26 protein-coding genes are annotated in these 26,403 nt (G+C 52.2%); all 26 read right to left on the bottom strand.

All coding sequences use genetic code 11. The features are described 5' to 3' along the window. Nucleotide 1: 1 nt before the first annotated feature. Nucleotides 2–277, bottom strand: a complete 276-nt coding sequence (locus tag EDM57_RS17780; protein ID WP_122906034.1) for a PTS sugar transporter subunit IIB — start codon at nt 275–277, stop codon at nt 2–4. Nucleotides 278–280: 3 nt separating this feature from the next. Next, on the bottom strand, nt 281–2,347 hold the full coding sequence (locus tag EDM57_RS17775) for a BglG family transcription antiterminator (RefSeq protein ID WP_122906033.1): 2,067 nt from the start codon (nt 2,345–2,347) through the stop codon (nt 281–283). Nucleotides 2,348–2,540: 193 nt separating this feature from the next. Beyond that, nucleotides 2,541–3,767: an MDR family MFS transporter gene (locus tag EDM57_RS17770; RefSeq protein ID WP_148039125.1), complete on the bottom strand. Its 1,227-nt coding sequence runs from the start codon at nt 3,765–3,767 to the stop codon at nt 2,541–2,543. A 191-nt stretch (nt 3,768–3,958) separates the two neighbouring features. Beyond that, nucleotides 3,959–4,783, bottom strand: coding sequence for a helix-turn-helix transcriptional regulator (locus EDM57_RS17760; protein WP_170163467.1), 825 nt, complete (start codon nt 4,781–4,783; stop codon nt 3,959–3,961). A 1,422-nt stretch (nt 4,784–6,205) separates the two neighbouring features. Further along, nucleotides 6,206–6,907, bottom strand: coding sequence for a twin-arginine translocase subunit TatC (tatC, locus tag EDM57_RS17745; protein WP_122906027.1), 702 nt, complete (start codon nt 6,905–6,907; stop codon nt 6,206–6,208). Between the two features lie 84 nt (nt 6,908–6,991). Further along, nucleotides 6,992–7,195, bottom strand: a complete 204-nt coding sequence (gene tatA, locus EDM57_RS17740) for a twin-arginine translocase TatA/TatE family subunit (protein ID WP_122906026.1) — start codon at nt 7,193–7,195, stop codon at nt 6,992–6,994. 20 nt (nt 7,196–7,215) lie between these two features. Continuing rightward, entirely contained in the window at nt 7,216–8,862 is a 1,647-nt protein-coding gene (locus EDM57_RS17735) for a PhoX family protein (RefSeq protein ID WP_122906025.1), read from the bottom strand. A gap of 135 nt (nt 8,863–8,997) precedes the next feature. Beyond that, on the bottom strand, nt 8,998–9,582 hold the full coding sequence (gene pabA, locus EDM57_RS17730; RefSeq protein WP_122906024.1) for an aminodeoxychorismate/anthranilate synthase component II: 585 nt from the start codon (nt 9,580–9,582) through the stop codon (nt 8,998–9,000). Between the two features lie 17 nt (nt 9,583–9,599). Continuing rightward, nucleotides 9,600–11,093 (bottom strand): anthranilate synthase component I, encoded by a 1,494-nt coding sequence (gene trpE, locus EDM57_RS17725; protein ID WP_122906042.1) that lies wholly within the window; start codon nt 11,091–11,093, stop codon nt 9,600–9,602. Nucleotides 11,094–11,216: 123 nt separating this feature from the next. Continuing rightward, nucleotides 11,217–12,149, bottom strand: coding sequence for a cysteine synthase A (cysK, locus tag EDM57_RS17720; RefSeq protein WP_122906023.1), 933 nt, complete (start codon nt 12,147–12,149; stop codon nt 11,217–11,219). Between the two features lie 82 nt (nt 12,150–12,231). Beyond that, entirely contained in the window at nt 12,232–13,134 is a 903-nt protein-coding gene (locus EDM57_RS17715; RefSeq protein ID WP_122906022.1) for a peptidyl-prolyl cis-trans isomerase, read from the bottom strand. Nucleotides 13,135–13,173: 39 nt separating this feature from the next. Further along, nucleotides 13,174–14,046: an Hsp33 family molecular chaperone HslO gene (hslO, locus tag EDM57_RS17710; RefSeq protein WP_122906021.1), complete on the bottom strand. Its 873-nt coding sequence runs from the start codon at nt 14,044–14,046 to the stop codon at nt 13,174–13,176. Nucleotides 14,047–14,198: 152 nt separating this feature from the next. Further along, nucleotides 14,199–15,143 (bottom strand): sigma-70 family RNA polymerase sigma factor, encoded by a 945-nt coding sequence (locus tag EDM57_RS17705; protein WP_122906020.1) that lies wholly within the window; start codon nt 15,141–15,143, stop codon nt 14,199–14,201. Nucleotides 15,144–15,388: 245 nt separating this feature from the next. Next, nucleotides 15,389–16,348: an ABC transporter ATP-binding protein gene (locus EDM57_RS17700; RefSeq protein WP_122906019.1), complete on the bottom strand. Its 960-nt coding sequence runs from the start codon at nt 16,346–16,348 to the stop codon at nt 15,389–15,391. A gap of 26 nt (nt 16,349–16,374) precedes the next feature. After that, nucleotides 16,375–17,292 carry a C40 family peptidase gene (locus EDM57_RS17695; protein WP_122906018.1) on the bottom strand — a complete coding sequence of 306 codons (918 nt, stop codon included), beginning with the start codon at nt 17,290–17,292 and terminating at the stop codon, nt 16,375–16,377. Continuing rightward, entirely contained in the window at nt 17,289–18,389 is a 1,101-nt protein-coding gene (locus tag EDM57_RS17690) for a mandelate racemase/muconate lactonizing enzyme family protein (protein WP_122906017.1), read from the bottom strand. Before EDM57_RS17690 ends, EDM57_RS17695 begins: the two co-directional genes overlap by 4 nt. Before the next feature lie 149 nt (nt 18,390–18,538). After that, on the bottom strand, nt 18,539–20,194 hold the full coding sequence (locus tag EDM57_RS17685; RefSeq protein ID WP_122906016.1) for a peptide ABC transporter substrate-binding protein: 1,656 nt from the start codon (nt 20,192–20,194) through the stop codon (nt 18,539–18,541). A gap of 132 nt (nt 20,195–20,326) precedes the next feature. After that, nucleotides 20,327–21,352 (bottom strand): ABC transporter ATP-binding protein, encoded by a 1,026-nt coding sequence (locus EDM57_RS17680; RefSeq protein ID WP_122906015.1) that lies wholly within the window; start codon nt 21,350–21,352, stop codon nt 20,327–20,329. A 5-nt stretch (nt 21,353–21,357) separates the two neighbouring features. Continuing rightward, the gene (locus tag EDM57_RS17675) at nt 21,358–22,275 is read right to left on the bottom strand and encodes an ABC transporter permease (protein WP_122906014.1); all 918 of its coding nucleotides are present in this window, start codon (nt 22,273–22,275) and stop codon (nt 21,358–21,360) included. Continuing rightward, entirely contained in the window at nt 22,272–23,210 is a 939-nt protein-coding gene (locus EDM57_RS17670; protein ID WP_122906013.1) for an ABC transporter permease, read from the bottom strand. The genes EDM57_RS17675 and EDM57_RS17670 overlap by 4 nt, the downstream gene beginning before the upstream one ends. A gap of 441 nt (nt 23,211–23,651) precedes the next feature. Beyond that, a complete protein-coding gene (locus EDM57_RS17665; protein ID WP_122906012.1) occupies nt 23,652–23,993 on the bottom strand; it encodes a DUF3870 domain-containing protein in 342 nt (113 codons plus the stop codon). A 222-nt stretch (nt 23,994–24,215) separates the two neighbouring features. Beyond that, nucleotides 24,216–24,734, bottom strand: coding sequence for a hypothetical protein (locus EDM57_RS17660; protein WP_246005840.1), 519 nt, complete (start codon nt 24,732–24,734; stop codon nt 24,216–24,218). A gap of 125 nt (nt 24,735–24,859) precedes the next feature. Beyond that, complete coding sequence (locus EDM57_RS17655) at nt 24,860–25,276, bottom strand: hypothetical protein (protein ID WP_122906010.1); 417 nt, start codon at nt 25,274–25,276, stop codon at nt 24,860–24,862. Beyond that, nucleotides 25,276–25,428: a hypothetical protein gene (locus EDM57_RS23430; RefSeq protein WP_170163466.1), complete on the bottom strand. Its 153-nt coding sequence runs from the start codon at nt 25,426–25,428 to the stop codon at nt 25,276–25,278. The genes EDM57_RS17655 and EDM57_RS23430 overlap by 1 nt, the downstream gene beginning before the upstream one ends. A gap of 3 nt (nt 25,429–25,431) precedes the next feature. After that, nucleotides 25,432–25,839 carry a hypothetical protein gene (locus tag EDM57_RS17650; protein WP_122906009.1) on the bottom strand — a complete coding sequence of 136 codons (408 nt, stop codon included), beginning with the start codon at nt 25,837–25,839 and terminating at the stop codon, nt 25,432–25,434. Between the two features lie 169 nt (nt 25,840–26,008). Beyond that, nucleotides 26,009–26,209 (bottom strand): hypothetical protein, encoded by a 201-nt coding sequence (locus tag EDM57_RS17645; protein ID WP_122906008.1) that lies wholly within the window; start codon nt 26,207–26,209, stop codon nt 26,009–26,011. Nucleotides 26,210–26,403: the final 194 nt, after the last annotated feature.

The raw sequence follows: 26,403 nt of genomic DNA, 5'->3' as shown, positions 1-26,403 counted from the left end.
ATCATTCCTTCGTGAAGTATTGTTGGAGTGCTTCCTTGATTTCAGACTGGTTCAGGATGTTTTGCAGGCCGATCACATACCGTTTGCCGTCTTCCAGCTGACCGACGATGTCTTTCGAGCCAAGGTACACGTCAGCGCTCTCGGTTTTGCTCGTAGCCAGGTCGGTATGGGAAACTTCTGCCTGGATGCCCAGTTCGCCCAAAATCTTTTTCACGTTCATCTCTACGATGAAACTGCTGCCCAATCCGTTTCCGCAAACGACCAAAATCTTTTTCATGATTCAATTCCCCCTGTTTTTGGAATACGCAGTGATGTAACCAAGGATCGTCTCCTTGTCTGCCGCGTCGATCAGCTTGTCGATGTTGTCTTCTTCCGACAGCATCATGGACAGCTGGGACAGCGCTTTTAGATGGGTTTCGTTATCGACAGCCGCCAGTACGATGATGAGCTGTGCTTCCCGCTGCTCCGTTTCCGAAAAAGAAACCGGCTGTTTCAAGCGGAGCAAGCTCATCCCCACCCGCTGAACCCCTTGCTCCGGTCTTGCGTGCGGCAGCGCCACCTTGGGTGCGATTACCACATAGGGTCCGTGTTCCTCCACATTGGCGATCATCGCCTGCACGTACGCCTCTGTGATGGAGCCGCTGTTCAACAGCGGTTCGGAGGCGATGCGGATCGCTTCCCGCCAGTCGCGCACGCTGTCCTTCAGCTGGATAAACTCGTCTTGCAGCAACTCGTCAAGCATTGGTTTTCTCTCCCTCTTCAGCTGTTTCTGCTGTTGCAGCACTTGTTGGATTTCCTCTGTCAGCTGATGTTCGTTCTCTACGACCGCATATTTTTTGACGATACTCAGGATCGTCTGCGCGGTGATGTGGGCGGGTGTGTTACCCGAAAGCGTTTCCATTTGATGGAGCAGTTGAACTTTGTCCCGATCTGTCAAAATTGGGTTGACCAAAATGATGCGATGGCGTGGATTCGCGATTTTCGTGGTTGAGACGACGAGGTCGACGTCTTCGTGAAACTGCTCATACTGCCGCAGAGTGATCGGCCCTTGCAGATCGATGTTGGAAAACAGCCCTTCCAGCTGCTGGGTCAAAATCCGCGATGTGCCCACGCCATTCGCGCACACCAGCAACACCCGCCGCAGAGAGGTGGCGGTGATCCCCTGCCAGCGCATCCAGCCTCCGAAGTGAACCGTAATATAGGCGATCTCGTCGTCGCTGATCGTCTTGCCAATCAGCTTTTCCAATGGCTGCACGCTTTTTTTCGTCAGCTCGTAAATATCTCGGTACTGGCGCTGAATCATTTCCTTGATCGGATTCGTCACTTCGATGTCGTACAGAAACCGATAGTAGGCAGGCTGCAGATGGAGGTACAGATTGTGCTCCAGTTGCGCGCGCTGGTCGAAGACGACGCAAGCGCGGACCTCAAACAGATCAACCATTTCCGCGATCGCCTGCCGCAGCGCAGGAATCTCGTTCGACTTCGCTGCCTGCCCGAATTCATTGACCTTCGCGCTGAGCAGCAGCGTAGTCAGGTAGCAGGCTTCATCATGCGGCAGTTCCAGCGGCAAGGTGCGCACCAGCGCCTGGACGGCCTCGTAATGCCTCGTCTCCATGATCGGACTGATTTGCCGCTGGGGAAAGGCAACCGTATGCCCGTTTCCAATCCGTTTTATATAGCAGGGAAAAAGATAGCTCAAAGGCTTCGTCGCATCCTCGGCAAACTGCACCTCCAGTTGCTTTTCGCAATCGCTTAACCATTGCAGGATAGCGTCGGGATTCGGAACGACCTTCTCCCCGCCCAGCAAATCCTTGAGCAGCGACTCCTGCCCTTCATGCACCAGGGAATGGACATGGTGGCTTAGCAGGTTGCGGATGGTCAGCTCATCCCCGGTAATTTCGTAGCCGTCTGCGTAGGAGTATGCGAGCTGCAGGCCATGCTTTTCCACGTCCTCTTTGACGCTTTTCAGATCGTGCAAAATGGTATTGCGGCTGACGCCTGTTTTGTCCATGCACACTTGCGTGGTGATCCTCTCGTCCGCGAGCAGCACGTACAAGAGCAAGTAGACTTGCCTGTCCGCTGCACGCAGCACCAGCACATCCGGCTTGTTTTCCCCGATGATCCGGCCCGCTGCCTGCCTGCTCGCCGCGTCCAGGTAAAACCCTTTCGCATAGATGTGCTGAATCTGCTGAAGCCCTGCTTGCTTGAGCCAGTCGTTGATTTTCTGAATATCGTAGTACAACGTTCTGCGCGAAATCGAGAACTGCTCCATCAGTTCCTTGACGGACAAGGTATGATGGGACTGCACAAAAAGCTGCAACATTTGCATTGCTCTTTTGTCTAACATGGTGGCCACCCTTAGCACAAAATCATGCACATTTTGTTGCACCAGACGTTGTCTTGCCCCGTCTTTATGCCTCTACTTTACAACAGTTTCATTTTGGACAGTTAGAACGAATTTACCCCATGAAGTTGTGCAAAAAATGTGCTCAGAGGATTTTTCCCCTGAGCAGCATGCCTGTCCTTGTCTATGTATGCAATCAGGCTGTCTTGCTATCTCCGTTCACTTTCACCGGTTTTGCTCGCATCTGCTGCCTTTGTGCAGCGACAAACATAGGCATCGCCAACAGCGTTGTCACCATCAACAAACCGAAAACGATGCCACCTTGCGAAAAGCCAAAAAGCTTGAGAAGCACACCGCCAAACCAAGGTCCCATACCTTGGCCAATAAACTGAAATCCGCTTGCTCCGAAGTACGTGCCGCGAAGACGCTCCGGTGCGATCTCTTGAATCACCACTTCTGCCATCACAAAACTTAGCAATTCCCCTACCGTAAACAAGATCATGGACAGGATGAGCAGGAAAGGGGAATGAAATAAGCCAAACCCAAGCAAAGCAAGAGCAAGAAAGACGCTGCCAGCCTGTATGCAAGCCATGGAAGAAAATTTGCGGGCAAGTCGCATGACCGGCACTTGCAATAACATCACGGCAACCGTGTTCGTCGTGACCAGCACAGAGAAAAGATGTACCCCGTTCACAAACCCTGGTGCGTTTCCCATGTACTGGGCCAAGGTTGATTCCATCTGGGCGTATGCGGCCGTCAGGAACATCGTGCCTATCAAAAAATAGCGGAATACGCTGTCCCGCAGAACCACACCGAATGCCTGCCGAAGACCAATGCGCTCCGACTGTACGCGATTTGCGGACGCCTGCGGGTACATTCCTTTCAGGAGCAAGACCAGTACGAGGAATGCCGCATAGGTACCTGCTGTGAGAAAAAATGGCGCTGTCGACTCGGCGCTCCCCAGATAGACACCGGCAATCGGCCCAAGCGCGGCCCCGGCATTGATGGCAAAATACCGGGTGTGGAACACGGCCAGTTGATCTTCCGGCTTCGTGATGTCGGATAGCAGTGCCTTGGACGTAGGCTCAAAAATATTCCGAAAAAATCCATTCAGTCCGCTTATCAAAAAGAAGCTCGTGATCGATTCCGTAAAGGCATAGCCAACGAATGTCAGACACCACCCCAGCAAGGAAACAATCATGACGGGATAACGTCCGTATCTGTCAGACCAGACACCTCCCAGGAAGCTGCTAAAGGTACCGACCAGAAAGCTCACGCCAATAATCGCTCCCGTAATATCCGCTTCGATTCCTTTGCTTTTGTATAGGTAAATTGCCAAAAAAGGCATCGTCATATATGTCGCCGCTCTGGACAAGAACGTTCCCGCTATCATACACCAGACGATGGGATGAAACCTTGCCACCTGAACCACCTGCTCTTTTCCCCGAAGTATACTGCCAATTCCTCCGTTACTATAGCGCAAGATGGGGAAATGGACTCTTCAGCAATTGCAGGAGTAATTGCAGCAATAAGTGAGAGGCAATAAAATACAAAAGCAGTTTGAGGGATCTCTCCCATCAAACTGCTTCCTGGCCATGATGTGCATTGATTGAATCAGACGCTTTTTCTGTATTCGCTCGCTGTCATGCCGTACTTCTTTTTAAATAACCTTTCAAATGTGCTCAAGCTTCCGAAACCTACTTCAAAAGCAATATCCGTTACTTCATTGGGAGTTTTCCGCAACAGCCGTTCCGCTTGGCGAAGCCTGTAGTCCGCAATGTACTGGCTGGGCGTCTGTCCAACATACTCTTTAAACAAGCGGATTAAATAAAATTTGCTGATACCCGATGCCTGTGACAATGTGTCGAGGTCCAGCTCTTTGGAAAAATCGTCGTGGATGTAATCCATCGCTTTGCGCAGCGAAGGGTGGTCTGTACACGATGCCGCGTTTCTCCAGGCATCGGAGTGAGCCCCTTTGGTATGCGAAAAGAGCAAGGATGCCAGCTCGTACTCAAACTCTCGCAGTTCTTCCAACTGCAAGGAGCTATCAAGCGTATGCTTCATCACATGGGCAGCAATTTTTTTAAAGCCCTCCACAGAGCTTTCCACCCAGGTCGCAAAGTCGAGCTGATCCACACTCCGCTCCAGCCGCTCTGTCAGCACCTTCTCTAAAAATGACCGTTGCAGGTTGATTAGCAGCAGTCTCGATCCTTCTTCATTTGCGTAATGGTAGTGCTTTTCACCAGGAGAAGTAATGCACCAGCGTCGTTCTTCAAACTTGCGCTCGTGGTTGTTGATTTGAATAAACGGTGTTCCGATCAGCGGAATGCTTAGCTGATAATCCGAACCGTGGCCGTGAACTTTGGGATCAGCCATTTTCGGCGAAAATTGAATCATCATCAGCTTGCTTTGCCCCAAATTCAATTCAAACAGTTTCATTGTGATTCCCCCAGCCATCCTCTTTCCCAAGCACCCTACCACTACCCCGGCAACATGATCACTATTATAATAGGTCCATTTGAAACATCGACCTGTTTTTTACAATTTTTTATACAATTCGTTTTTTCTTTTCTCTGTGCGACGCGAAAAAACCCCGATACTGATGTACCAGGGTTTTCCATATTGCTCGTTACTCAACGGTTGCCCATTTCCAATCAATGAAACCGAGACCGTCAATGAGCACACCTTTGACATTCTCCTTCTGTACCCAGGTCTCTGTATTGTGGTAGATAGGCACAATGGGCATTTCATCCATGAGGATTTGTTCCGCCTGCGCCAAAAGTTGTTTCCGCTGTCGGTTTGGTGGCCGTCTCACTGCTGCAACCAGCCAGGACGGACCCGGCTACGAAAAGTGAACAAATCCCTGCACTGATACTTCTTTTCATGATTTTATCCCCCTCTTTCTGTTGGTCGGTACTAGACCCGACCTCCCAAAATATATAGGAGATTGCCTCTCTGTCATCGTCAGTAATTGCTGCATTTTCACAGCAAAAATTGAGAAGCCCGGCCGCAGGGAACCGGCTACAATCGGTGGGCAACACATCGGATAAGAGGGGTCTGTCATGAGAAACGCAATCGAGTCTTATCTCAAGCAACATACCCAAAAAAGATAGATACCGTCAACTTGCAGAACCATGTCTTTGCCATCGGGGGCGCGCAAAAAACCGAAACCAGCCCGTATATCCAATTTGCAAAGGAAATAGGCTTTTTTGTAGAAAAAGGCGTGTTGACACCGATCGTCTCGCGAAAAAAATACGGTTGGAACTTATCGCTGTATGAAGGCTATCACATCGACCATTTGGCGCTGCAAAATCTGCAAAAAGGGCTCGCCAGAACAAGTCCGGTACAGGCAGCGTTGCAGAAACTCCACCCGCTCATGAAAACGGAATACTACGCAAGGAATCCCGCCGCGTTCGCAAAAGCTGAAAAATATATGGCGAGGGGGATAAAATTGAAACCAGCTTCGGCTATCTTTCGGAAATAAAAAAGATACGCGCCAAGGAGGCCCGCATCTATTATTTCGGCGATATTGCGCCCAAAAATCTGACGGTGATGCGCAATCTGATGAAAAAGTATACTCAGTATACGATTGAACCGTTTCTTCCTTTGTACGAACTCTTGTTGAACCGACACCAATCATCGGCTCCGACCAGTAGACGAAATTACCGCTGGAACCGCTACGCAGAGCAGGAGAACAGCCTAACGATTTTTCCTGAAACGCTCAAGCTGAAAATGAGTCTTTTGTTTGCAAGAAATAAGTATTTACCGCAAATTGCCCTTTGTTGGCAAGACCTTCTGGATCTGCTGCACTGATACGGATACTTTTTCACCAACCCTATTTTCCGGCGAAAGCGCATTATCTCATGTGCGTCTCCCATGCATGAACCGCGAGATCGAAATGGAGATTTCGTACAGCACGATCAGCGGCACAATCACCAGCAAATCGGACAAAAAATCAGGCGGCGTAATCGTAATGGAAATGATCGCGAGCACCAGGTAGGCGGGCTTGCGCATTTTTGCCAGCCGACGCGGATTCAGTATGCCCAGATGGCTGAGAAAAAGAACCACCACCGGCAATTCAAACAAAAGCCCGAACGGCAAACAAAGATTCAGCATGAACGTGAAGTAGTCATTGGCCGTAATCACCAGCTCAAAGTTGCCCGCAGACAGCCCCAGCACGAACTGATACATCAGCGGAAACAGGACAAAGTAAGCAAAAGACAGGCCGAACAAAAACAGCAGAAACAGCGCCGGAATATACATGAGCGCCACTTTTCTCTCCCGCTCCTCCAGCGCCGGGACAACAAAACGCCACGCCTGGTAGGCAGCGACAGGAATCGTAACCGCCACCGCCCCAACCGCAGACAGCTTTACGTAGATCGACAAAATATCACCGGGGCCAAGAATCGCCAGTTTTTCGCCCGAATGATTCGACAATGCCAAATAGATGTGATCGACAAACAAAAAGCACACAACCATGCTGACGGCCAGCGTCGCTGCTACAATCAGCAGCCTGCGGCGCAAGTCACTCACATGCTCCAGAACAGGCATCGTTTGGTTCACACACATTCCTCCTTACGCGCTGCGCTGCAAAAAGGCAGTGCGCCTCTTGCACGCACCGCCTTTTCTCCAAAGTATTACCGTCGATTAGTTGATCCGTTTGACCGCTTCCTCAGCGCCCTTGTCTTTTCCCTCATCGTCGTCCCTGGTCAAATCTTTGGCAGCACTCTTGAACTCCGTCAGCGTCCGGCCAAAGGCACGACCGATCTCCGGCAGCTTGCTCGGTCCGAAAATGACCAGGGCGATAATCAAAATCAAGATCAATCCGGGAATCCCGATGCTCGATAGCATGGTGCACTACACTCCTTGTCCTAGAAACCCGTAATGGCAATCACACTCGGCAAAGCTACTGCATTGCCGCCCTTCGGCCAATGGCTGGTTGGCTGGCTGTAGTCCTTGAGGTTTTCGCCCGGATGCTGTACCGACAAGAACAGCGTTTTTTCGTCAGGCGTAAACCACGGGCCTGTCATTTCCGCACCTACGGGAGCAGAGGCAAACTGGGCAGCTTGTCCCTGGTTGTTGCCCGAGGTTGGAATGAAAAACACCCCGTTGTTTCCAAACGGCTTGTAAATGCCGTTGTTCATGGAGGAAGAAGAAATGTCGGTCACGACCCACAGGTTGCCAGCGCTGTCAAACGCCATGTTGTCCGGCGCAGCAAACCCGCTTTGCGGACCGCCCGCTGCGAAAATTTCAAAGGTGAACTCCCCGCCTGCGTGGTTGTTGTCTTTTTCAAACAGACGCACGATTTGTCCGTAAAAATTGCCGTGCTTGTCGTTGTTGGTCAGGGCGATAAAGACGGAGCCGTCAATCGGATGGACTTCGAGGTCCTCCGGGCGATCCATCGGTGTTGCCCCAACCGCTTTGGAAGCTTCGCGGCAGTTGATTAACACGTCAGCCTGGGAGGTAAACAGCGGTTTGCCTTCTCCATTCACCGCTTTTTTCAAAGCGTCGTTGGTAGCGTAGTCAAGCGCGATCCATTTTCCTTTGCCGAAGTTGGCGACATACAGCGTGCCCTCTTCCAGCAGCTTTGAGTTGTTTTTCCCGGCTTTTGGATCGTACTTCGCCTTGGAAACATATTTGTAGACATACTGGTCTTTGGCATCGTCGCCCATGTACACAACCAGCTGTCCTGTCGGCGCCAGCACCATCGCTGTATTTTCGTGCGAGAAGCGGCCCAGTGCCGTATGCTTTTTCGGCGTCGATTTCGGATCGAACGGATCTACTTCAATAACCCAGCCATAATGCTTTGCGTCAGGCAGCTTGCAATCGCCTACAACGTCCATGTAGTTTTCCTCACAGGAAAGAACGGTATTCCATAAAGTTACTCCACCGGAGCAATTTGCAAACGTTCCGGTCACTTCTTTTGCGATGGAAGCGGCTGGGCCAGTCAGCACGTGCCTGGTCAGCCCGCTGACGCGGCGGCCGTACTTGGAGTCGGCAACCAGTTTCCATGTTCCTTGCACTTTTTTGATCTCGATGACGGAGCCGCCGAGCGCGTACAAATATTTTTGAATTTGCTCAGGCGTGCGCTTGTTGTCGTCCGGATCGGCATGCAGGTAGTCGTATCCGTTGACGTAGTATTCCAGCTCACCTAAATACTCGTGGTTCACCCACAAAAGTCCGTGGTCAGACTTGCCGTCGATTGGCAAAAAGCACGTAAAGTCACTGTTGAAGCCAAACGTATCTCCGGCGGCATTGATTTTGTCGCCGTAGGAAGCGATGACATCGTACTTGAATCCGTCCGGCAGCACGACATCGTCTTTTGTCGTCGGATGAATTTCTTTGAATTTGGGTTTAAATGAGTGGTTTTTCGTTTCGAGGCCAAACAGATGATCGGCTGTTTTCCCAGACAAGGTACTGCCTGCTGCTGCCAATGCTGGAATCCCTGTTGCCATTGATGCCAGTGCTGCCGTACCTGCACCCAGATAAGTCAAAAACTGTCGACGGTTTACATCCATTCATCATCTCTCCTCTTTCGCCATCTTATGCCTCATTGTACAAGCCGAATGTCGAGAGATGGTAAAGCCTGCATGAAGAGTCTGTAAAATACAAAAACCGCCCGAAAAAAGGCGGTTTTTGTCCTCTATCCAACGTTATCCTGTCGTATGGCGTGCATAGGTGGTGAGGAAGTTTTGCAAAAGCTGCTTGCCGTACTCCGTAATGATCGATTCAGGGTGGAACTGCACCCCTTCAATCGGGTACTCGCGATGGCGAATTGCCATGATTTCCCCTTCAGGCGTCCGGGCCGTAACCTCCAGCTCACTCGGAATGGAGGATTCCTCCACGATCAAGGAGTGGTAGCGTGCGGCGGTAAAAGGAGACGGAATATCGCGGAAAATCGTTTTGCCGTCATGAATGACCGGAGACGTTTTCCCGTGCATCAGTCGCTCGGCGCGAATGACTTTTGCGCCAAACACTTGTCCAATCGACTGATGTCCCAGGCACACGCCCAAAATCGGGATTTTTCCGGCAAAATGGGAGATGGCCTCCATGCTGATCCCCGCTTCGTTCGGTGTGCAAGGACCAGGCGACACCATCAAGTAATCGGGTGCCAGCCGCTCGATTTCTTCCAGCGTAATTTTGTCATTGCGATACACCTGCAGCTCCTCGCCCAGCTCACCGACATACTGCACCAGGTTGTACGTAAAAGAATCGTAGTTGTCAATCATCAAAATCATCTTTCACTCATCTCCTCTCAACTCATCGTTCTCTGCTCGCTAATCTCCAATGCCTTCCATAACGCCTCTGCCTTTTTCAGCGACTCGGCGTACTCTGCCTCCGGGACAGAGTCAATCACGATGCCTGCCCCTGCCTGCACGTGAGCCATCCCGTCCTTGACGACCATCGTCCGGATCGCGATGTTGACCTCGACATCTCCGTTAAAGCCAAACCAGCCGATTGATCCCGTGTACACGCCGCGCTTGACTGGCTCCAGTTCCTCGATGATTTCCATCGTCCGCACTTTTGGCGCCCCTGTAATCGTACCGCCAGGAAAAGTCGCCGCCACAGCGTCGAAAGCATCTTTGCCCTCTGCCAGCTCTCCTTTTACGTGCGAGACGATATGCATGACGTGGGAGTATTTCTCCACGACCATGAACTCGCTGACCTCCACGCTGCCATAGCGGCAGACGCGGCCCAGATCGTTGCGCTCCAGGTCCACCAGCATGACGTGCTCGGCGCGTTCCTTTTCATTGTCGATCAGCTCGCGGGCCAATGCTTCGTCCTGGGCGTCGGTTTGCCCGCGCGGACGGGTACCTGCGATGGGCCGCGTGTGAACCTCGCCGCCTTTTACTTTGACCAATAGCTCTGGCGAAGCGCTGACCAACTGAAACTCCGGAAAGCTGAGATAGCCCATGTACGGGGACGGATTCAGCTTGCGCAGCACCTTGTACACATCGAAAGCAGGCACCTGGATCGGCTTGCTTTGCCGCACGGACAGGTTCACCTGAAAAACGTCGCCTTGGGCAATATACTCCTGCACCCGGCGCACCGCGTCCTCGAACTGGTCTTTTGCAAACGATACAGACGCTGGCGTCATCTGAACCAGCGGTCTTTTTCTAAGCGCATCCCAGTCCACGGTGTCGGCTTCGGCCACCAGCTTTTCCAGTGACTCCAGCCGCTTTTCCAGACGTGTTGCCGCTTGTCGATAAGTCTCTTCGCTCAACTCGTTTGCAGACAAATGAGTCAGACATACGATCTCCCGCGTCTGATGATCGAAGACAACAAGGTCTTGCATTATCATAACATACAGGTCTGGCAACTGTAAGTCGTCCGTCGCGATCTGGGGCAGCGTAGGCTCAAAAAAGCGGTTCATGTCATAGCTGAGATAGCCTACTGCTCCGCCGGAAAAATCAGGCATATCTGGAACGACTGGCGTGCGGTAGCGGGCAAGCAGCTTGCGCAAGGCATCGAGCGGCTGCTCCGCCTCCATATTTTCTACCTGCTGATCGGGATAGATTACAATCGTTTCGCCCCGCTGACTGCGCAACGTGGCTACAGGCTGGTAGGCCAAAAAAGTGTACCTTCCCACTCGGCCGCTTTCCAGCAAGACTGCATCCTGCATGGACGGCTGCAGCGTAGTCAACACCTGCCACGGGTCGATTTCAGCAGACCATTTGCCGCGAAGGGCAAGCGGAATCAATGGGTATGTCAAAGCGTACGTCTGGCATTGTGCATAGGTAGGGAACATCAATTTCGTTTCACGCTCCGGTTTTTTCACTGTTTATCCGTTCATTATATAGTCGCGCCGGGCAAAAAGAAAAGACCACGCAGCCAAAATGGCATGACATGGCCTCTCGTATTTTGCTGCCAATCAATCCTCGAATTGGTACAGAGGAGTAGACAGGTAACGTTCGCCGTTGGATGGGATCACGGCGATGACTTTTTTGCCTTTGCCCAGTTTCGCCGCCACCTGCAGCGCAGCATGGATTGCCGCCCCGGAGGAAATGCCGCCCAGAATGCCTTCCTGACGGGCAACGCGACGCGCTGTTTCAAAAGCTTCCTCGTTTTCTACCTTGATGATCTCGTCGTAAATTTGCGTATCGAGAATTTCCGGAACAAAGCCCGCGCCGATCCCCTGGATTTTATGCGGACCTGGCTTGCCGCCAGACAAAACAGGAGATGCTGCCGGCTCGACTGCGACGATGTGTACGTTTGGATAGTGCTCGCGCAGCACCTGTCCGACACCTGTGATCGTTCCGCCTGTTCCGATTCCGGAAACAAATGCGTCTACGCCGCCGATTTCTTTTGCTTGCTCCAGCAGTTCGCGCGCGGTCGTATCGCGGTGGATCGCCGGGTTGGCCTTGTTTTTGAATTGTTGCGGGATAAAGTAGGTGCTGTCTTCCTTCGCCAGCTCTTCGGCTTTGCGAATGGCCCCGCCCATTCCTTCCGATCCCGGGGTGAGAATCAGTTCAGCGCCGTATGCGCGAAGCAGATTGCGACGCTCGATACTCATCGTCTCCGGCATGACCAGGATCGCGCGGTAGCCTTTTGCTGCAGCCACCATCGCAAGCCCAATCCCTGTATTTCCGCTCGTCGGTTCAATAATGGTATATCCCGGCTTCAGGCTGCCATCTGCTTCGGCTGCCTCGATCATCGCCAGTGCAATACGGTCCTTCACACTGCTGCCCGGGTTGAAAAACTCAAGCTTCAAGTAAATGTCTGCAAGATCTTCAGTGACAACACGATTCAGCTTCACAAGCGGAGTAAAGCCAATTAAATCAGTAATGGAATTCGCCACGCGCATATGTCTTGCCCCCTTATTTTTACATAGCCGAGTAAAACGCTAGGATTTGTTGTCATAATTATATCAACGGTTGCCCAATTGGTCAATGAGGCATTTGCCCAAAAAGCTGAACCCCTACCGATTCGCGCAACCGCGCAAGGACAGTATCGAGAGACTCTACCTGCGCAAACGCAATTTCCCGGCGCAATTCCTCTTTTACCTCTTCAAACGACCTCTGTGTAGCCTCTCTGCTTTGCTCCAGGTGATAAATCACGTAGTTGTCGTCTACTTTGACCGGTTCGCTGTTGTCTTTTGCCTTCAGCTTTTCGATCGCGTTCCACGCTTCGTCTGGCAGTTGGTGGTCGCGCACGGATAACCAGCCGAGATCGCCGCCAATTGCGGCTGTTCTGCTGTCAATGGAGCGTTCCTTGGCGAGCGTCTGGAAGTTGGCCCCCTGCCTGAGTTCGGCCAGAACCTGCTCCGCCTCTTTTTGCGATGCGACCGCAATTTGCCGCAGCCGCACCTGCTTCGGCCGCGAATAGCGCTCTGCCCTGCTTTCATACACTTTCAACACTTCGTCGTCACTGATGGCAATATCTCTGGTCGCCAACGTTTGCAGCAAAATTTGATAGGTGATCTCCCGCTTCAACGAATCGACAGTCGTTCCGGCCTGCTTTTGCAGCGCCTGCTCGAACTCGCTGTCTGTCTGGCTGCCATAGCTGTCCCGAATTTGCGCCAGCTCTTGCTCGATCTGCTTCGGGTCAGCGCTGATTCCAAGACGCTTGGCCTCCTGGAAAACAACCTCGCGATTCACCAGGTCGTCGAGCACCTGCTTCCCGAATTTTTGCTTGAGCGCTGACACGTACTCCGCTTCGCTGATCGTCACATCCCCGACGATAGCCGCAGGCTGCAGCTTGCCGGACGACTGGTACCAAGCCCAGGTCACGGCAAGCAGCAACAAAACAAGCGCCCCGATGAATGCCCACAACCCTTTTCCATTGGTCATGCCATCCCTCTCCCCTGGCAGACGCCGCGCAGCTTTTGCCTACATGTCTTTCAAGATGTCTTCCAGCGCGGCTCTGTCAAAATGATAGCGTTCGTTGCAAAAATGACAGTGTACCTCCGCTTCGCCCTGTTCCTCAATCAGACTCTCCATCTCTTCACGTCCCATGCTAATCAGAGCCTGGATGACTTTATCCTCGTTGCATTTGCAGTTGAACTGAATGTCTGTGCGGCTCAGGTACTTCGGATCGTCCAGGACGCGCGCCAAAATTTCCTCCGGAGTCAGCCCCTCGCCGATCATGCGGGATACTTGCGGCAGTTTCCCCAGCCGTTCTTCGATTTTCGCCACAACCTCATCAGGCGTGTTCGGCAAAAGCTGGATAATAAACCCGCCGGATGCCAGAACAGAGCGGTCCTCCGGATTGACCAGCACGCCTACCCCTACGGCAGATGGCGTTTGCTCCGATGTCACAAAGTAGTAGGTGATGTCCTCGCCAATCTCTCCGGAGACAATCGGCGAGCTGCCTTGGTACGGCTCTTTCAGCCCAAGGTCTTTTGTCACGTACACAAAGCCATCTGTCCCGACTGCGCGCGCAACATCCAGCTTGCCTTTTTCATTCAGCTCAAAATGAACGTGCGGGTTGGTAGCGTAGGCGATCCCGTCTCCATCGGCATTGGCCTCCGCGACGATCTGGCCGATCGGCCCTCCCCCTTTTATTTTGACAGAGAGACTTTCGTTTCCTTTTAACATGGCGCCCATCATCAGAGTCGCCGTCAATGTGCGTCCTGTCGCAGCGGTTGCTGTGTTCCACATGTCGTGGCGACGGCGCATTTCTTCTACAATCCCTGTTGTGCGCGCGGCAAAAGCCCGCACGTGTCCGTCGAATCCGGTTGCTCTTATCAAATAATCGCTCATCTGGCGATCCTCCTTCTTCCATGAAAAAATCTGAACTGCCTTTATCAGTTTACCACAAGAAGACGGACGCAAGCGCCTTCCGCTGTCTTGAACCGACAGTTGTCCGTTTTCATGCAAAAAAAGCCCCTCCGTAAACAAGGGGGGCTGAGCTATCAGGTCAAATAGTCTTTCAACACTTTCGATGCTTTTTGCGTGCGCAGTCGGTCAATCGTCGTCGCTTCGATCTGGCGGATTCGCTCGCGGGTCAGACCGAACATTTTGCCCACTTCCTCCAGCGTGTACACATGGTCGTCGTAAAGACCGTAACGCATGGAGATGATCTCCTGGGCGCGGGGACTGAGCCTCTCCAATGCCGCATGCATTTGCGAGCGCAAGTCGACCTTTTCAATCCAATCGTCCAGCGAGGACAATCCATCGTCCATGATCTCGGCATAACTGAGGCATTCATCGTCATGCTCTGAATGCCATTTTTCGCTGTCCAGCTCGGCATCAATCGACTCCATTTTCATCGTCAGCGCCAGCTCGATCGCATCGACTTTTTCCAACGGTATGTCGAGCAGTCCTGCGATCTCGTGCCGATCCGGCGTGCGGTTCAGCGCGTGAATCAGCTGCAATACCTGCTTTTGGTATTGGCGAATCTGTTCATGCATGTGGACAGGAATGCGGATCAAGGTACCTTTGTCGTTGATCGCACGGGTGATCGCCTGGGAAATCCACCAATGCGAGTAATGATAGAGACGTACGCCGCGTCCCACATCGAATTTGTCTATGGCCGTAAACAATCCAATCGTGCCTTCCTGGATCAGATCCAGAAACGGCATGCCTCTTTTCAAATGGCGCAAGGCTGTACTGACGACATAGCGCAAATACGCCCGCACAATCTTTTCACGTGCCTCCATATCGCCGTGCTGCTGATAGCGAATCAGGCACGCCAATTCTTCTTCTTTGTCCAACATGGGTGTTGCAGCGACGCTTTCCAAAAACAGCAAGGCAGAGGTGTCAGATCGAAGCGACCTGGGCACGACGATTCCTAACTGTGCTTCTACTTCCCGCCAGCGACGGGGAGTGGAATGGAATGAGGAGGTACTCAAAGTCATATGCAACCCTCACTTCTCTGGATTGGGAGTTCACGATGAAGTCAGGCGAGTTACGTTGTTTACTGTAACCGTATTTCGACAAAAGTTGTTTGATTCCTGCCAGTTTACAGAATATTAATAGTTCTTCCCGCCAATCCTTGTTGGTAAACCTTCCTTTATATAGAAACCAATCCTCGACAAAAAGCCATCCCTTGCGTGAGGGACGGCTGAAAAAAATGTCGAATGTTGCGACAGTGACATGCTTTTTATTGATAAAGATGACAAGCCGCAAAATGATCGGTGTCCACTTCCTGCCAGACAGGCTTTTTCTCGGCGCACACCGCTTTTGCCACTGGACAGCGCGTGCGGAACACACAGCCGCTGGGCGGGTTGATCGGGCTTGGCACATCGCCTTCGATGATCTTCCGCTCACGGCTTTTTTCCAGATCGGGATCGGGGACGGGAATGGCTGACAGCAACGCTTGCGTGTACGGGTGTTTCGGAGATTCATAGAGCTTTTCGCTCGTGCTCATCTCCACCATGTTGCCCAAATACATCACGCCGATCCGGTCGCTGATATGCTTGACCATCGCGAGGTCGTGGGCGATGAATAAGTAGGTCAAGTTTTGCTCCCGCTGCAAATTTTTCATCAGATTGACCACCTGTGCCTGTACCGAGACATCCAAAGCCGAGATCGGCTCATCGGCGATGACGAATTTCGGGTTGACCGCAAGCGCCCGGGCGATCCCGATCCGTTGCCGCTGCCCACCACTGAACTCGTGCGGGAAACGGTTGGCATGCTCTTTTTGCAATCCGACCATCTCCAGCAGCTCGATGACCCGCTTCATCCGCTCCTTGCCTTTGTACAGCCCGTTCAAATGCAGACCTTCTCCGATGATTTCAGCGATGTTCATTCGCGGATTCAGTGACGCATACGGGTCCTGGAAAATCATCTGAATGTTACGCGTAATCTGGCTCCGCTCGCTCGCAGAGGCTTTGTGGACATTGATTCCGTCGAACAGCACCTCCCCAAAGGTCGGCTGGTACAAACCGATGATGGTGCGGCCTGTCGTTGATTTTCCGCAGCCAGATTCGCCTACCAGTCCAAATGTCTCCCCTTCGTATATGTCAAAGGAGACGTCGCAAGCCGCTTTCAACGAGAGTCCTTTGCCAAGCGTAAAGGTTTTTGTCAGGTTCTTTACCTGGACCAGCTTTTTTCGTTCCATCTGGCCACTCCTCCCCCGTTATCCTTTTACCAGTAGCGTCTGGAGATTGCATGCTCCTTTTCCAGCTTGTAGCCATCCAGCTTAACGATCTCGATGGCGCTGCGCGAGTCAGGCGAATGAATCATTTCGCCGTTGCCGATGTAAATGCCGACGTGATGCACTCTGCCCCGTCCTTCTTCATGAGCAAAAAACAGCAGGTCGCCCGGAAGCAAATCCGCTTTTTCCACCAGCAACCCCGCTCTCGCCTGATCGGAGGCGTCGCGGGGAATCTGGATGCCTACGGAGCGGTGCATGTTGTAGGCAAAGCCGGAACAGTCATAGCCGTAAGAGGACATGCCGCCCCACAAGTAATGCAGGTTGAGGAAACGCTTGCCTGTCTCCACGATGGCTTCGCCGCGGTTGCCAGCCAGCTCGATTGGCTCGTTTGCGCGTACGATCGCCACATCTGCTTTTGGCAAAAGTGCTTCGCCGTCCGGTGCCGCTACCTTCACCCACTCGGTGCCGTCCTCGACGAGCGGCAGTCTGGTCAGGAAGGCAAGCTCGATGCCCGGCTCCCGTTCCAGCGTGTGCAGACGGGTAAAGTCCGCTGTCACCATCGCCAGCTTTTGCCCATCCTGTACGTCAAAAGCAGCAGACCACGGAGCAAGCTGGCGGGACGGAACCCAGCCCGGATAGCCGAGCTCGTTTTTGCTGGTTGATTGGTCCGGGATCAGGACGTGCGCCCACTCCCCCTGTTCCTCGATGATTTCCACGCGAGTGCCGAACAGTGCTTGCGTCTGAATGGCGTTGTTGTCGTAAAAGCCGAGCTTTTCCTCGACAGACAGCGACTGCAGCCACCCGCGCACATCGACTGGAGCGCTGAGAGCTGCCTGATCGATGTCGCGCGGAGATTCCGGCTTGGTCCATACAGTCGCAACCGAAACGGATACGATTGCTGATTTCATGATTGTTCTCCCCCTTCCCAGAAGCTGACCGAACGAATGCCGAGTCCCGGCGCTTTTGGCATGGTCATCAGGCGGCCTTCGTAGGTCACGCCGCCATCAATGCCATCGTGCAACAGCATCAGTGGTGCATCGAAGTCAAAGCGGGTGATGTTTTTCTTGCTGGCTGCAAAATGCGCTGCCGCCGATACGGCCAGACGTGATTCGATCATGCTGCCAACCATGCATGGAATACCGTGTTCTTCAGCCATCTGGTTAATCAATTGCGCTTTGAAAATGCCGCCCGCCTTCATCAGCTTGATATTTATCATGTCGGCTGCGCGGTTTTGCAAAACCTGCAGCGCCTGTGCCGGCGAAAATACACTTTCGTCAGCCATGATCGGCGTATCGACCGAATCCGTAACCCGCTTCAGTCCTTCCAGATCATGCGCTTTTACAGGCTGTTCAATCAGTTCGATGCCCAGTCCCATGTCCTCCATTTTGCGAATCGACTGAATCGCTTCCTTCACGTTCCATCCCTGGTTGGCATCAAGACGAATCTTCACCTGATTGCCTACCGTTTTGCGTATTTCCTGGATGCGCAAAATGTCATCCTCGATATTGTCCTTGCCCACCTTGATTTTCAGCACGTTAAAGCCTTGCTGCAAATAGGCGGCTGCGTCCTCACCCATCTCTTTTGGCGAATTGACGCTGACCGTATAATCGGTCTCCAGTTGGTCGCGATACCCGCCGAGAAACTGGTACAGCGGCATTCCGGCCCGTTGGGAAATCAGATCGTACAGCGCGATGTCCACGGCTGCCTTGGCACTCGTGTTTCCCACCATGGACTGGTGCAATGTCTGGAAAACACGCTCGTAGGCAACCAGATTGAGTCCGATCAGCTGCGGCTTCATCGTGTTCATGATGGCGGACTCGATGCTTTCGACGCTATCCCCGGTAATAACGACCGTAGCAGTTGCTTCTCCCCACCCTACCATGCCATTGTCGCATGTGATTTTCACCAGTACGGATTCCAGGTTGTTCACCGTGCGCAATGCCGTTTTAAACGGTTTTTTCAGCGGAACAGAAATTCTCTTCACTTCGATGCCTTGAATAATCATGTTTTCCTCCATCTTTTCTAGCACGCGTGCTTTCTTTACCTATCTTTTTTCTTTGAGGCAAACTAAATTATAGCACTATTAAAATATTTGGCAAAAAAGGGGGAGAGTCATTCCATCCGCCTGAAATGACTTCTCCCGGCTAACGGTGTTTACTTCACGACCGCTTTTCTCAAATCGGTGTAGCTGAGAGAGGAGCTTTGAATGCCGCTGACCTTGTCGCTGGTCAAAAGCGAAGTGTTGTAGAAGTACAGGGGAGCGACTGGCGCTTCGTCCAGCAAGATTTTTTCTGCGTCATGCAGCATTTGCAGACGTTTGGCATCGTCTGGCTCTTTGTACGCGCCCTCGATCAGCTTGTCGTATTCTGCATTCGCCCAGCCGGTGCGGTTGCTGCCGTTTTTCGACTGGAAGATGTCCAGGAAGTTGATCGCATCCCCGAAGTCAGGCAGCCAGGAGGAACGGGCGATCTGGTACTCCAGTTTCTTTTGCATATCGGTCAATACTTGCCCTTCTACCTTTTGCAGCTTCACATCTACCCCCAATGTTTGCTTCCACATTTCCTGGGCAGCCTGGGCTGTTTTTTCGGTGGCCGTGCCGCTGCGGTAGGTGAGCGTTACTTCCGGCAAGGTGGTGTAGCCTTTTTCTTTCATGCCTAGCTCCAGCAGCCTTTTCGCTTCTGCCGGATCGAACTTCACCAGGTCGCCGCCTACCTGACGGAAATCACCCGAGCCGTTGGCATCCGGCAAGCCATACGAAACGAACCCGGTTCCCGGCTTTTGCTTCCGCATCAATATGTGGTCAACCAATGTCTGACGGTCAATCGCCATGCTGAATGCTTTCCGGATATTGGCGTTGTCAAACGGCTCCTTGGTCACATTAAAGCGGTAGAACTCTGTACCAGCGCCATCTTTCACGTAAACCTTGCCCTCCTGGAAAAGCTGGTCTGCCATATCCGCCGGAACGGTTGTCGTTCTGTGCAGCTCTCCGTTCGTAAACATTTGGTACTCGGTATTCTCGTCGTCGATCATTTTCCAGACGGCACCGGCCAACGTTACGTTTGCCGCATCCCAGTAGTTCTCGTTTTTCATGATTTTCAATTCGCTGTCATGCTTCCACTCCGTCAGCTTGAACGGCCCGTTGCCCACGAAGGTTGCAGCCTCTGCTGCCCATTTCGGATTCTTTTCCACTGTCGCTTTGTGTACAGGGAAAAATGCCGGGTTGGATGCCAAAAGCAACGTCCAGGAGGCAGGCTGCGCCAGTACGACTTCCAATGTTTTGTCGTCCAGCGCTTTTACTTTTACATCGTCAACAGAGCCTTTGCCACTGTTGTATGCTTCTGCCCCTTCAATAATGAATGCGAGGAAAGCAGCGGGAGAGGCGAGAGCCGGATCGAGCATGCGCTTCCAGGCGTACTCAAAATCATGTGCTGTTACTGGCTCGCCATTGCTCCATTTGTTGTCGCGCAAAGTAAACGTGTACGTCCTGCCGTCCTCGGAAATTTTCCATTCGGATGCAGCCGCTGGCTGTGGCTTCTGGTTTTCATCCAGGCGCGTCAAGCCTTCCATCAGGTTGTTTAAAATGTTGTAGGACGGCTCGTCAAATCCGAGCGGCGGGTCCAGCGAGGTAGGCTCCTTGATATTGTTCAGGAGCAAAAGCTTTGCCGCCTGGTCTTCCGGCGAAGGCGTCTGCTGGTTGTTTTCCGTAGGCGGTGCCGATTCGTTCGCTGGCGCTTGCCCAGAGCTGCATCCGGCCATGAACACGGAAACAGCCAGCGAAGCGGAAAGCAGGATCGTCGATAGTTTTTTCACGTTCTTCTTCCCCCTTATCGTTTTTCTATGTCGTAAAAGGATAGCGCCGATAGACGACACCCTCTTTTACACCAGATGGCGAACCTTACAATCTCTGCCGAGTGCTGTCAGATGCTGCCCGGTGCCGCAAGCTCACGTTCCCGTCGGCGCCTGCATGACGGCCAGCACCTTTTTCGCTCGCGGATCTTGCAGCCAACAGGCTACGGAGTGCTTGCCGTGCACGCTCGTTTCCGCTGGCTGATGGTTTCGGCACACCTCCAGCGCATAGTTGCAGCGTGCCGCAAACGCACAGCCAGGCGGGGGCGCAAACAAATCAGGCGGAGTGCCGGGAATGGGACTGAGCGGTACCGAACGGTCGGCATCCAGACGCGGCATCGAGGCGAGCAAGCCTTTCGTGTACGGATGCTGCGGGTTGTAGAAAATGTCGCGCACTGGCCCGGACTCTACCACTTTGCCCGCATACATGACATTGACCCGATCGGCAATCTTGGCGACGACGCCCAGGTCGTGCGTAATGATGATAATGGATACGCCCGTTTTTTGCTGAATGCTTTTGAACAGGTCGATGATTTGCGCCTGGATCGTGACGTCCAGTGCGGTCGTAGGCTCATCCGCTATGAGAATGGACGGTCGACAGACAAGCGCAATCGCAATCATGATCCGCTGCCGCATCCCACCGCTGAACTGGTGCAAATACTGCTTGAGACGGCTTTCCGGGTTGGCGATTCCAACCAGCGTCAAAATTTCAATCGCCTGCCGCCGCGCCTCGCTCCTGCTGACTTTTTGATGGCGAATGATCCCTTCCATGATCTGCTCTCCGATGGAAATGGTCGGGTTGAGCGAAGTCATGGCGTCCTGAAAAATCATCGAGATTTCTTTGCCGCGCAGCTCGCGCATTTCTTTTTCCGACAGCGCAACCAAGTCCTTGCCTTTGAACATGATGCTGCCAGCAGCGATTTTTCCGATGTACTCCGGCACGAGCCGCATGATGCTTTTGGCCGTCACGCTTTTGCCGCAGCCGGACTCGCCGACAATCGCCAACGTTTCCCCTTTGTTCAAGGTAAAACTCACGTCACGGACCGCATTCACTTCGCCTCCGTGCGTCTTGAACGTGACACGCAAACCGCTTACTTCCAGCAATTTTTCCGTTTTGTCCACGTCGTCTACCTCCTTGCCTTCGGGTCGAACGCATCGCGCAAGCCATCACCGAGCACGTTGAACGCAAGCATTGTCAATGAAATGAAGAAGGCCGGGAAAAAGAGCCTCCACCAGTGACCGGACAAAATGGTCGAAAGCCCGTCGTTGGCCATCACACCCCAGCTCGCCATCGGAGCCTGCACACCTAGACCCAGGAAGCTGAGAAACGCCTCTGCAAAGATCGCGGATGGAACCGACAACGTGACGTAGACGATAATGACGCCAATCGTATTGGGCAGCAAATGCTTGCGAATGATGTAAAACGGCTTCGCTCCCATTGTTTTTGCCGCCAGCACGTATTCGGAGCTTTTCAGTTGCAGCACCTGTCCGCGAACAGTGCGAGCCATACCGATCCAGCCCGTGGCGCTGAGCGCGACAATAATCGTTCCAAGCCCCGGCCCCATGACGACCATCAGCAAAATGACGACCAGCAAGTACGGCAATCCGTAAAGGAGGTCGACGAAGCGCATCATGATGTTGTCGACCCGTCCGCCCACATAACCGGCGATCCCGCCATACAAGACACCGATGAAAAAGTCGATGAGTGCAGCCATCAAACCGACAAACAGGGAAATGCGCGCCCCGTACCATACACGGGTAAATACATCGCGTCCGAAATCATCGGTACCAAACCAGTTCGTCGCGGACGGCGCCTTGTTTTTCATGAGAATGGACTGTTTGGCGTACTCGTGTCCCGAAATCAGCGGACCGATGACAGCCATCACTCCCAGCACAATAATGATGACCAGCCCCATCAAAGCAAGCTTGTTCCTTCTCAGCCGCTGCCAGGCTTCCTGCCAAAATGTCAGTTGAGGCCGCACAATTGCTTCCGAATTGAGGTTGTCTTTGCGCATCGGGACAAACAAGTCGTCAGAAACGATCATCCTTCGCCCTCCTTTCGATGCAGTTTGATTCGCGGATCAATGATGCCGTACAAAACATCGACGACAAACATCATGAAAATCAGCAGAGCGCTGTAAAACACGGTTGTGCCCATGATGACGGAATAGTCGCGGTTGATAATCCCCGCTACGAAGTATTTGCCCATGCCCGGAATGGCAAAGATTTTCTCGATGACAAAGCTCCCTGTCAGCACGTTGGCAATGAGCGCACCAAGCAGCGTAACGACAGGCAAAATCGCATTGCGCAAGGCGTGTTTGACCACAATCGTAACAGGCTTCAACCCTTTGGCTTTTGCCGTCTCGATGTACTCCTGCGTCAATACCTCCAGCATGTTTGTACGCGTCAGCCGCGCGATAATGGCAATCGGTCCAAACGCCAAGGCCAGCGCAGGCATCACCACATGCTGCCACGTTCCCCAGGTCGCTGTCGGAAGCAGCTTCCATTCGACAGCCAAATACTTAATCAGCAAAGGCGCGACGACAAAGCTGGGAACAGATATTCCGAGAACAGCAATCACCATCGCGGTGTAATCAATCAAACGGTTATGGCGCAACGCAGCAACCACGCCAAGCCCAACCCCCGAGAAAATGGCGAACACAACAGTAATCACCCCAAGCTGAAACGAAACCGGAAAGCCGCGAGCAATCATTTTGTTGACGGTATCGGAAGCATTCGCCGTCGACGGCCCCAAATCAAACTGCACCAGCTTTTGCAAATACAGAACATATTGGACAACGAGTGGCTTATCCAGGTTGTAATAGGCATTGAGGTTTTGCTCCACTGCCGCGTTCAGCGCTTTTCCCTCTTTTTCAAAAGGAGAACCAGGTACAGCGTGCATCAGAAAAAAGGTAACGGTAACAATGAGCCAGAGCGTAACGATCATGGAGATAAATCGGCGGAAGACAAAAGATAGCAAGGACTCTCCTCCTTTCACTCGGAAGTATCGGTGCAGACGTACCGCGTGCAGCTCCCAACGCGCGGTGTTTCGCTGCATGGGGGCGGGCGATTTGCCACATGCGTGAACAAGCTGATGGGGAAAGATGGGTAAAAGATGGGTAAAGGATGTTTTGTTCGCATTCCAGGCAGAAACGACGAGCGTTTTCTTTACATGGGCTTTTCCGTAACTTTCCCGAAACTTTCCCGATAAGCAAAAAACCCAGCAATTAAGCAAAAAACCCAGCAAATGCGCAATTTTCATGGCATTTGCTGGGTTTTACTTACGTGTATGACGTGCATACGACATACGAATAAATAAAGCAGCGGTTGATTCTTATTTAGTTGTTTGCTTGGTTACTGCTGGTACTTGATAACTGCTGGTTGTTTACTTGGTATCTGTTGTTTACTTTGTTTCTGTTGTTTACTTGGTGACTTCGGCTTTCCTTCTCACGGAAACAGCCTGTTTGTACTTTTTTTGCGCATCCTTGAATGCAGCAAGCAATGTTTTTTGCGAAGATCCAAAATACCGATAGCGAATCTCTTCCCCAATCTCCTCTGACGCAAAGATGGAATGACCGATAAAAATCGACCGGGCAAAGTCCGACGTCAGCTGCACCGTAGACGAACAAGCCGCATCTACGATTTTGTCGTTGGTCGTATCGACAACCAGTCCGATAAAGAAAGCACTGAACTGCTGCGTAATCGGATTGTTGGATGAAGATTGTGCATCGCCCACGATATAAATGGTATCTTTATCAAACAAAGCAAAAACCCCACTTTTATCATGCTTAACGAACCGATCATGCGGGATGTTCGGAGTGCTACCTCCTTACAATCGCAAGCTGGCTAAGCACTTTCTTACATAGTACCAGAACAATTCGGAATTTGTAAATAAGTCTGACTAATCTTTCGCTGCATTGCTCCTTGCACTGCCCTTTACTTAGACCACCGCTCCCTGCTTGTATAACACGAGAGCCACCCCATGCTAAAACTTCACTTCCTCGACCGAAACCACCGGAAAGGAGTGCCCAGGCAGAATAGGTAAAAACGGCCTCTCGTCCACGTAAGCGACAACGATGTGGGACGGTCCGACCATCTTTTTCGGAGCGAGCTGCAGTTCTTCTCCCCGCTCGGTCACGACCGTAATTTGCAGTTGACCGCCCCCTTGCCGGACGGGTCCTGGTGTCGCACTAACGGTGACGAAGCTGTCTCCGTTATATTGCAGCCGCAACGTCAGATCCTGCCGCCAAGCGCGGAAATCCACGTAATGACGTACAAAAGGTATCGGATCGGTAGTCACGCTTTTCGCTCCTGGCACGTATGAATACTGCTGTCGCTGATAACCGCCATTTTCGCTCATCCTGCGGTCAAAACGCTGCAGCGCCTCGTCTTCCAGCAAATCGATCACGCCCTCTGTCTTCAAAACCGGATCAACCACAAAGGTGGCATGGTGATTGGCCAGTTCCAGCAGCATTTTTACTTCCGTTTTTTTCTGCATCGCCATATCAGCATCGACGACAAATGTACCGATCAGCAAAAAAAGCAACAGTGCTGATATAGATAAAATATTAACCCCCGTACGAACATCCCCCTAGTTCAGTTCTCTCTTTAGATTGAGGTTGCACGTGATTACAAATCGTAGTCCATGACGTTAATCGTCCCGTGGCGAGTAACCTGCAAAGTGTCAGCAGATGCGGGAATCCATGAAGTGAATCCAGGATATGGAATGGTCAAAACAAGGGAAAACTCGTCTGCGTGACTCCATAAGACAGGGGCGGCTGAATGAGTACGCGTGACACTGACAGACATCTCCCTCTCCTGCAAGGAAAAGCCTTTTTCTGCAAGCTCCCTCGCTATCAATGTCCGCACCTCTTTCTGTAGCGAGCTTTCATTTACCCCTCCGCGGTTGCTAATGTATTTCGTAACAGCAGCGCTGACTTCCATCAGCTCATTTTCCGTCTGCACGACCGTGTGCACCTGCAATAGCCCCAGACTCACCATCAACAGCAGCATGACATTGAGAATAACCGCAACAAGCTGTCCCATCAGGCTGTACCGAATCTCGTCACCTGGACGAGCAGATCTCCGAAAAACTGCTGGCAAGCCGACAGGAGGTTGTCTGGACCTGTAAAAAGCACTCCCACCGTAAGCGGCAGGACGAGAACAAGCAGCACCAACATGCTAATCATTTTATTCATGCACTACCACCCCGGGTCAAAATATTCGGAGGGGCGGCTCCCTGTAAAGGAAAAGGCAGCATCGCCCTCTACAAATGCATTCAACCATTTTGCCACGTTGGACGGCGTAACTGTAACAGTAAGCGTGACGGACTCCTTTTGCTCCTTACGCGCCCGCTCTCCCATTGTTCGCGGCCAACTGCCAGCAAACACATCTGCAGTTACATCCCAGCCAAGCTCGGCCATTTTTTTGGTATAGTACTCCGCCAAGGCCGGGTCCAGATAGCCGATATCCTGCATGTCATCGAGGATATCGGCGTAGATGCCACGGGCAATCGCTCTCTCCATGGAGTACAGATGATAAGCCCCCACTCCGGAAATAACGAGCAGCAGCACCATCAGACAAACGAGAAATACTTTTGCTTTAACCATCGCTTCCGAGCCGACTGTTTTCTTTGTTAATGAAAGATAACCGTCGTGGCCCGATACACCCTTTCCTGTTGAGTATCACGAAGCTGCTCTGCCGGCTGCAAATTCCAGATATACGCGCACAAACTCCCTACCATGATGACGATGATGAGAAAAACATGATGATGCAGCATCAGTTTGACGTATAGGCTGTGCCGTTTTGCATTCTGAAGTTGATGTTTTCATTTCTTGTGTCGTAGTTCAGGGATGTAATGGAGCTGTTAATGCTTTCGGCTGAATCGTTTGCAGCGGGCGATAGTTCATTGCCGTAAGAGCTGACGCCGATCCCCAGGACCATGACGCATGCGAGAAATATAAAAAACATTTTCGACATTGTGGCACTCTCCTTTAAGTAGGTAATGTGGAATAGCCTTCCCCTGCTACGGTATCGCTTTATCGATCCAATCTACTGCTCGATCTCGCAATCCGCCATCCTGAACAACTGATGCGTTGATGTGCGAGAGACTTGACACGATGATTCCCAAAGTGAATACGATGCACATGATAATGGACAACAGCTTGGTCAAG

The sequence above is a fragment of the Brevibacillus gelatini genome (genome assembly GCF_003710935.1).
Classification (GTDB): domain Bacteria; phylum Bacillota; class Bacilli; order Brevibacillales; family Brevibacillaceae; genus Brevibacillus; species Brevibacillus gelatini.
This window is presented reverse-complemented; position numbering and strand designations above follow the sequence as displayed.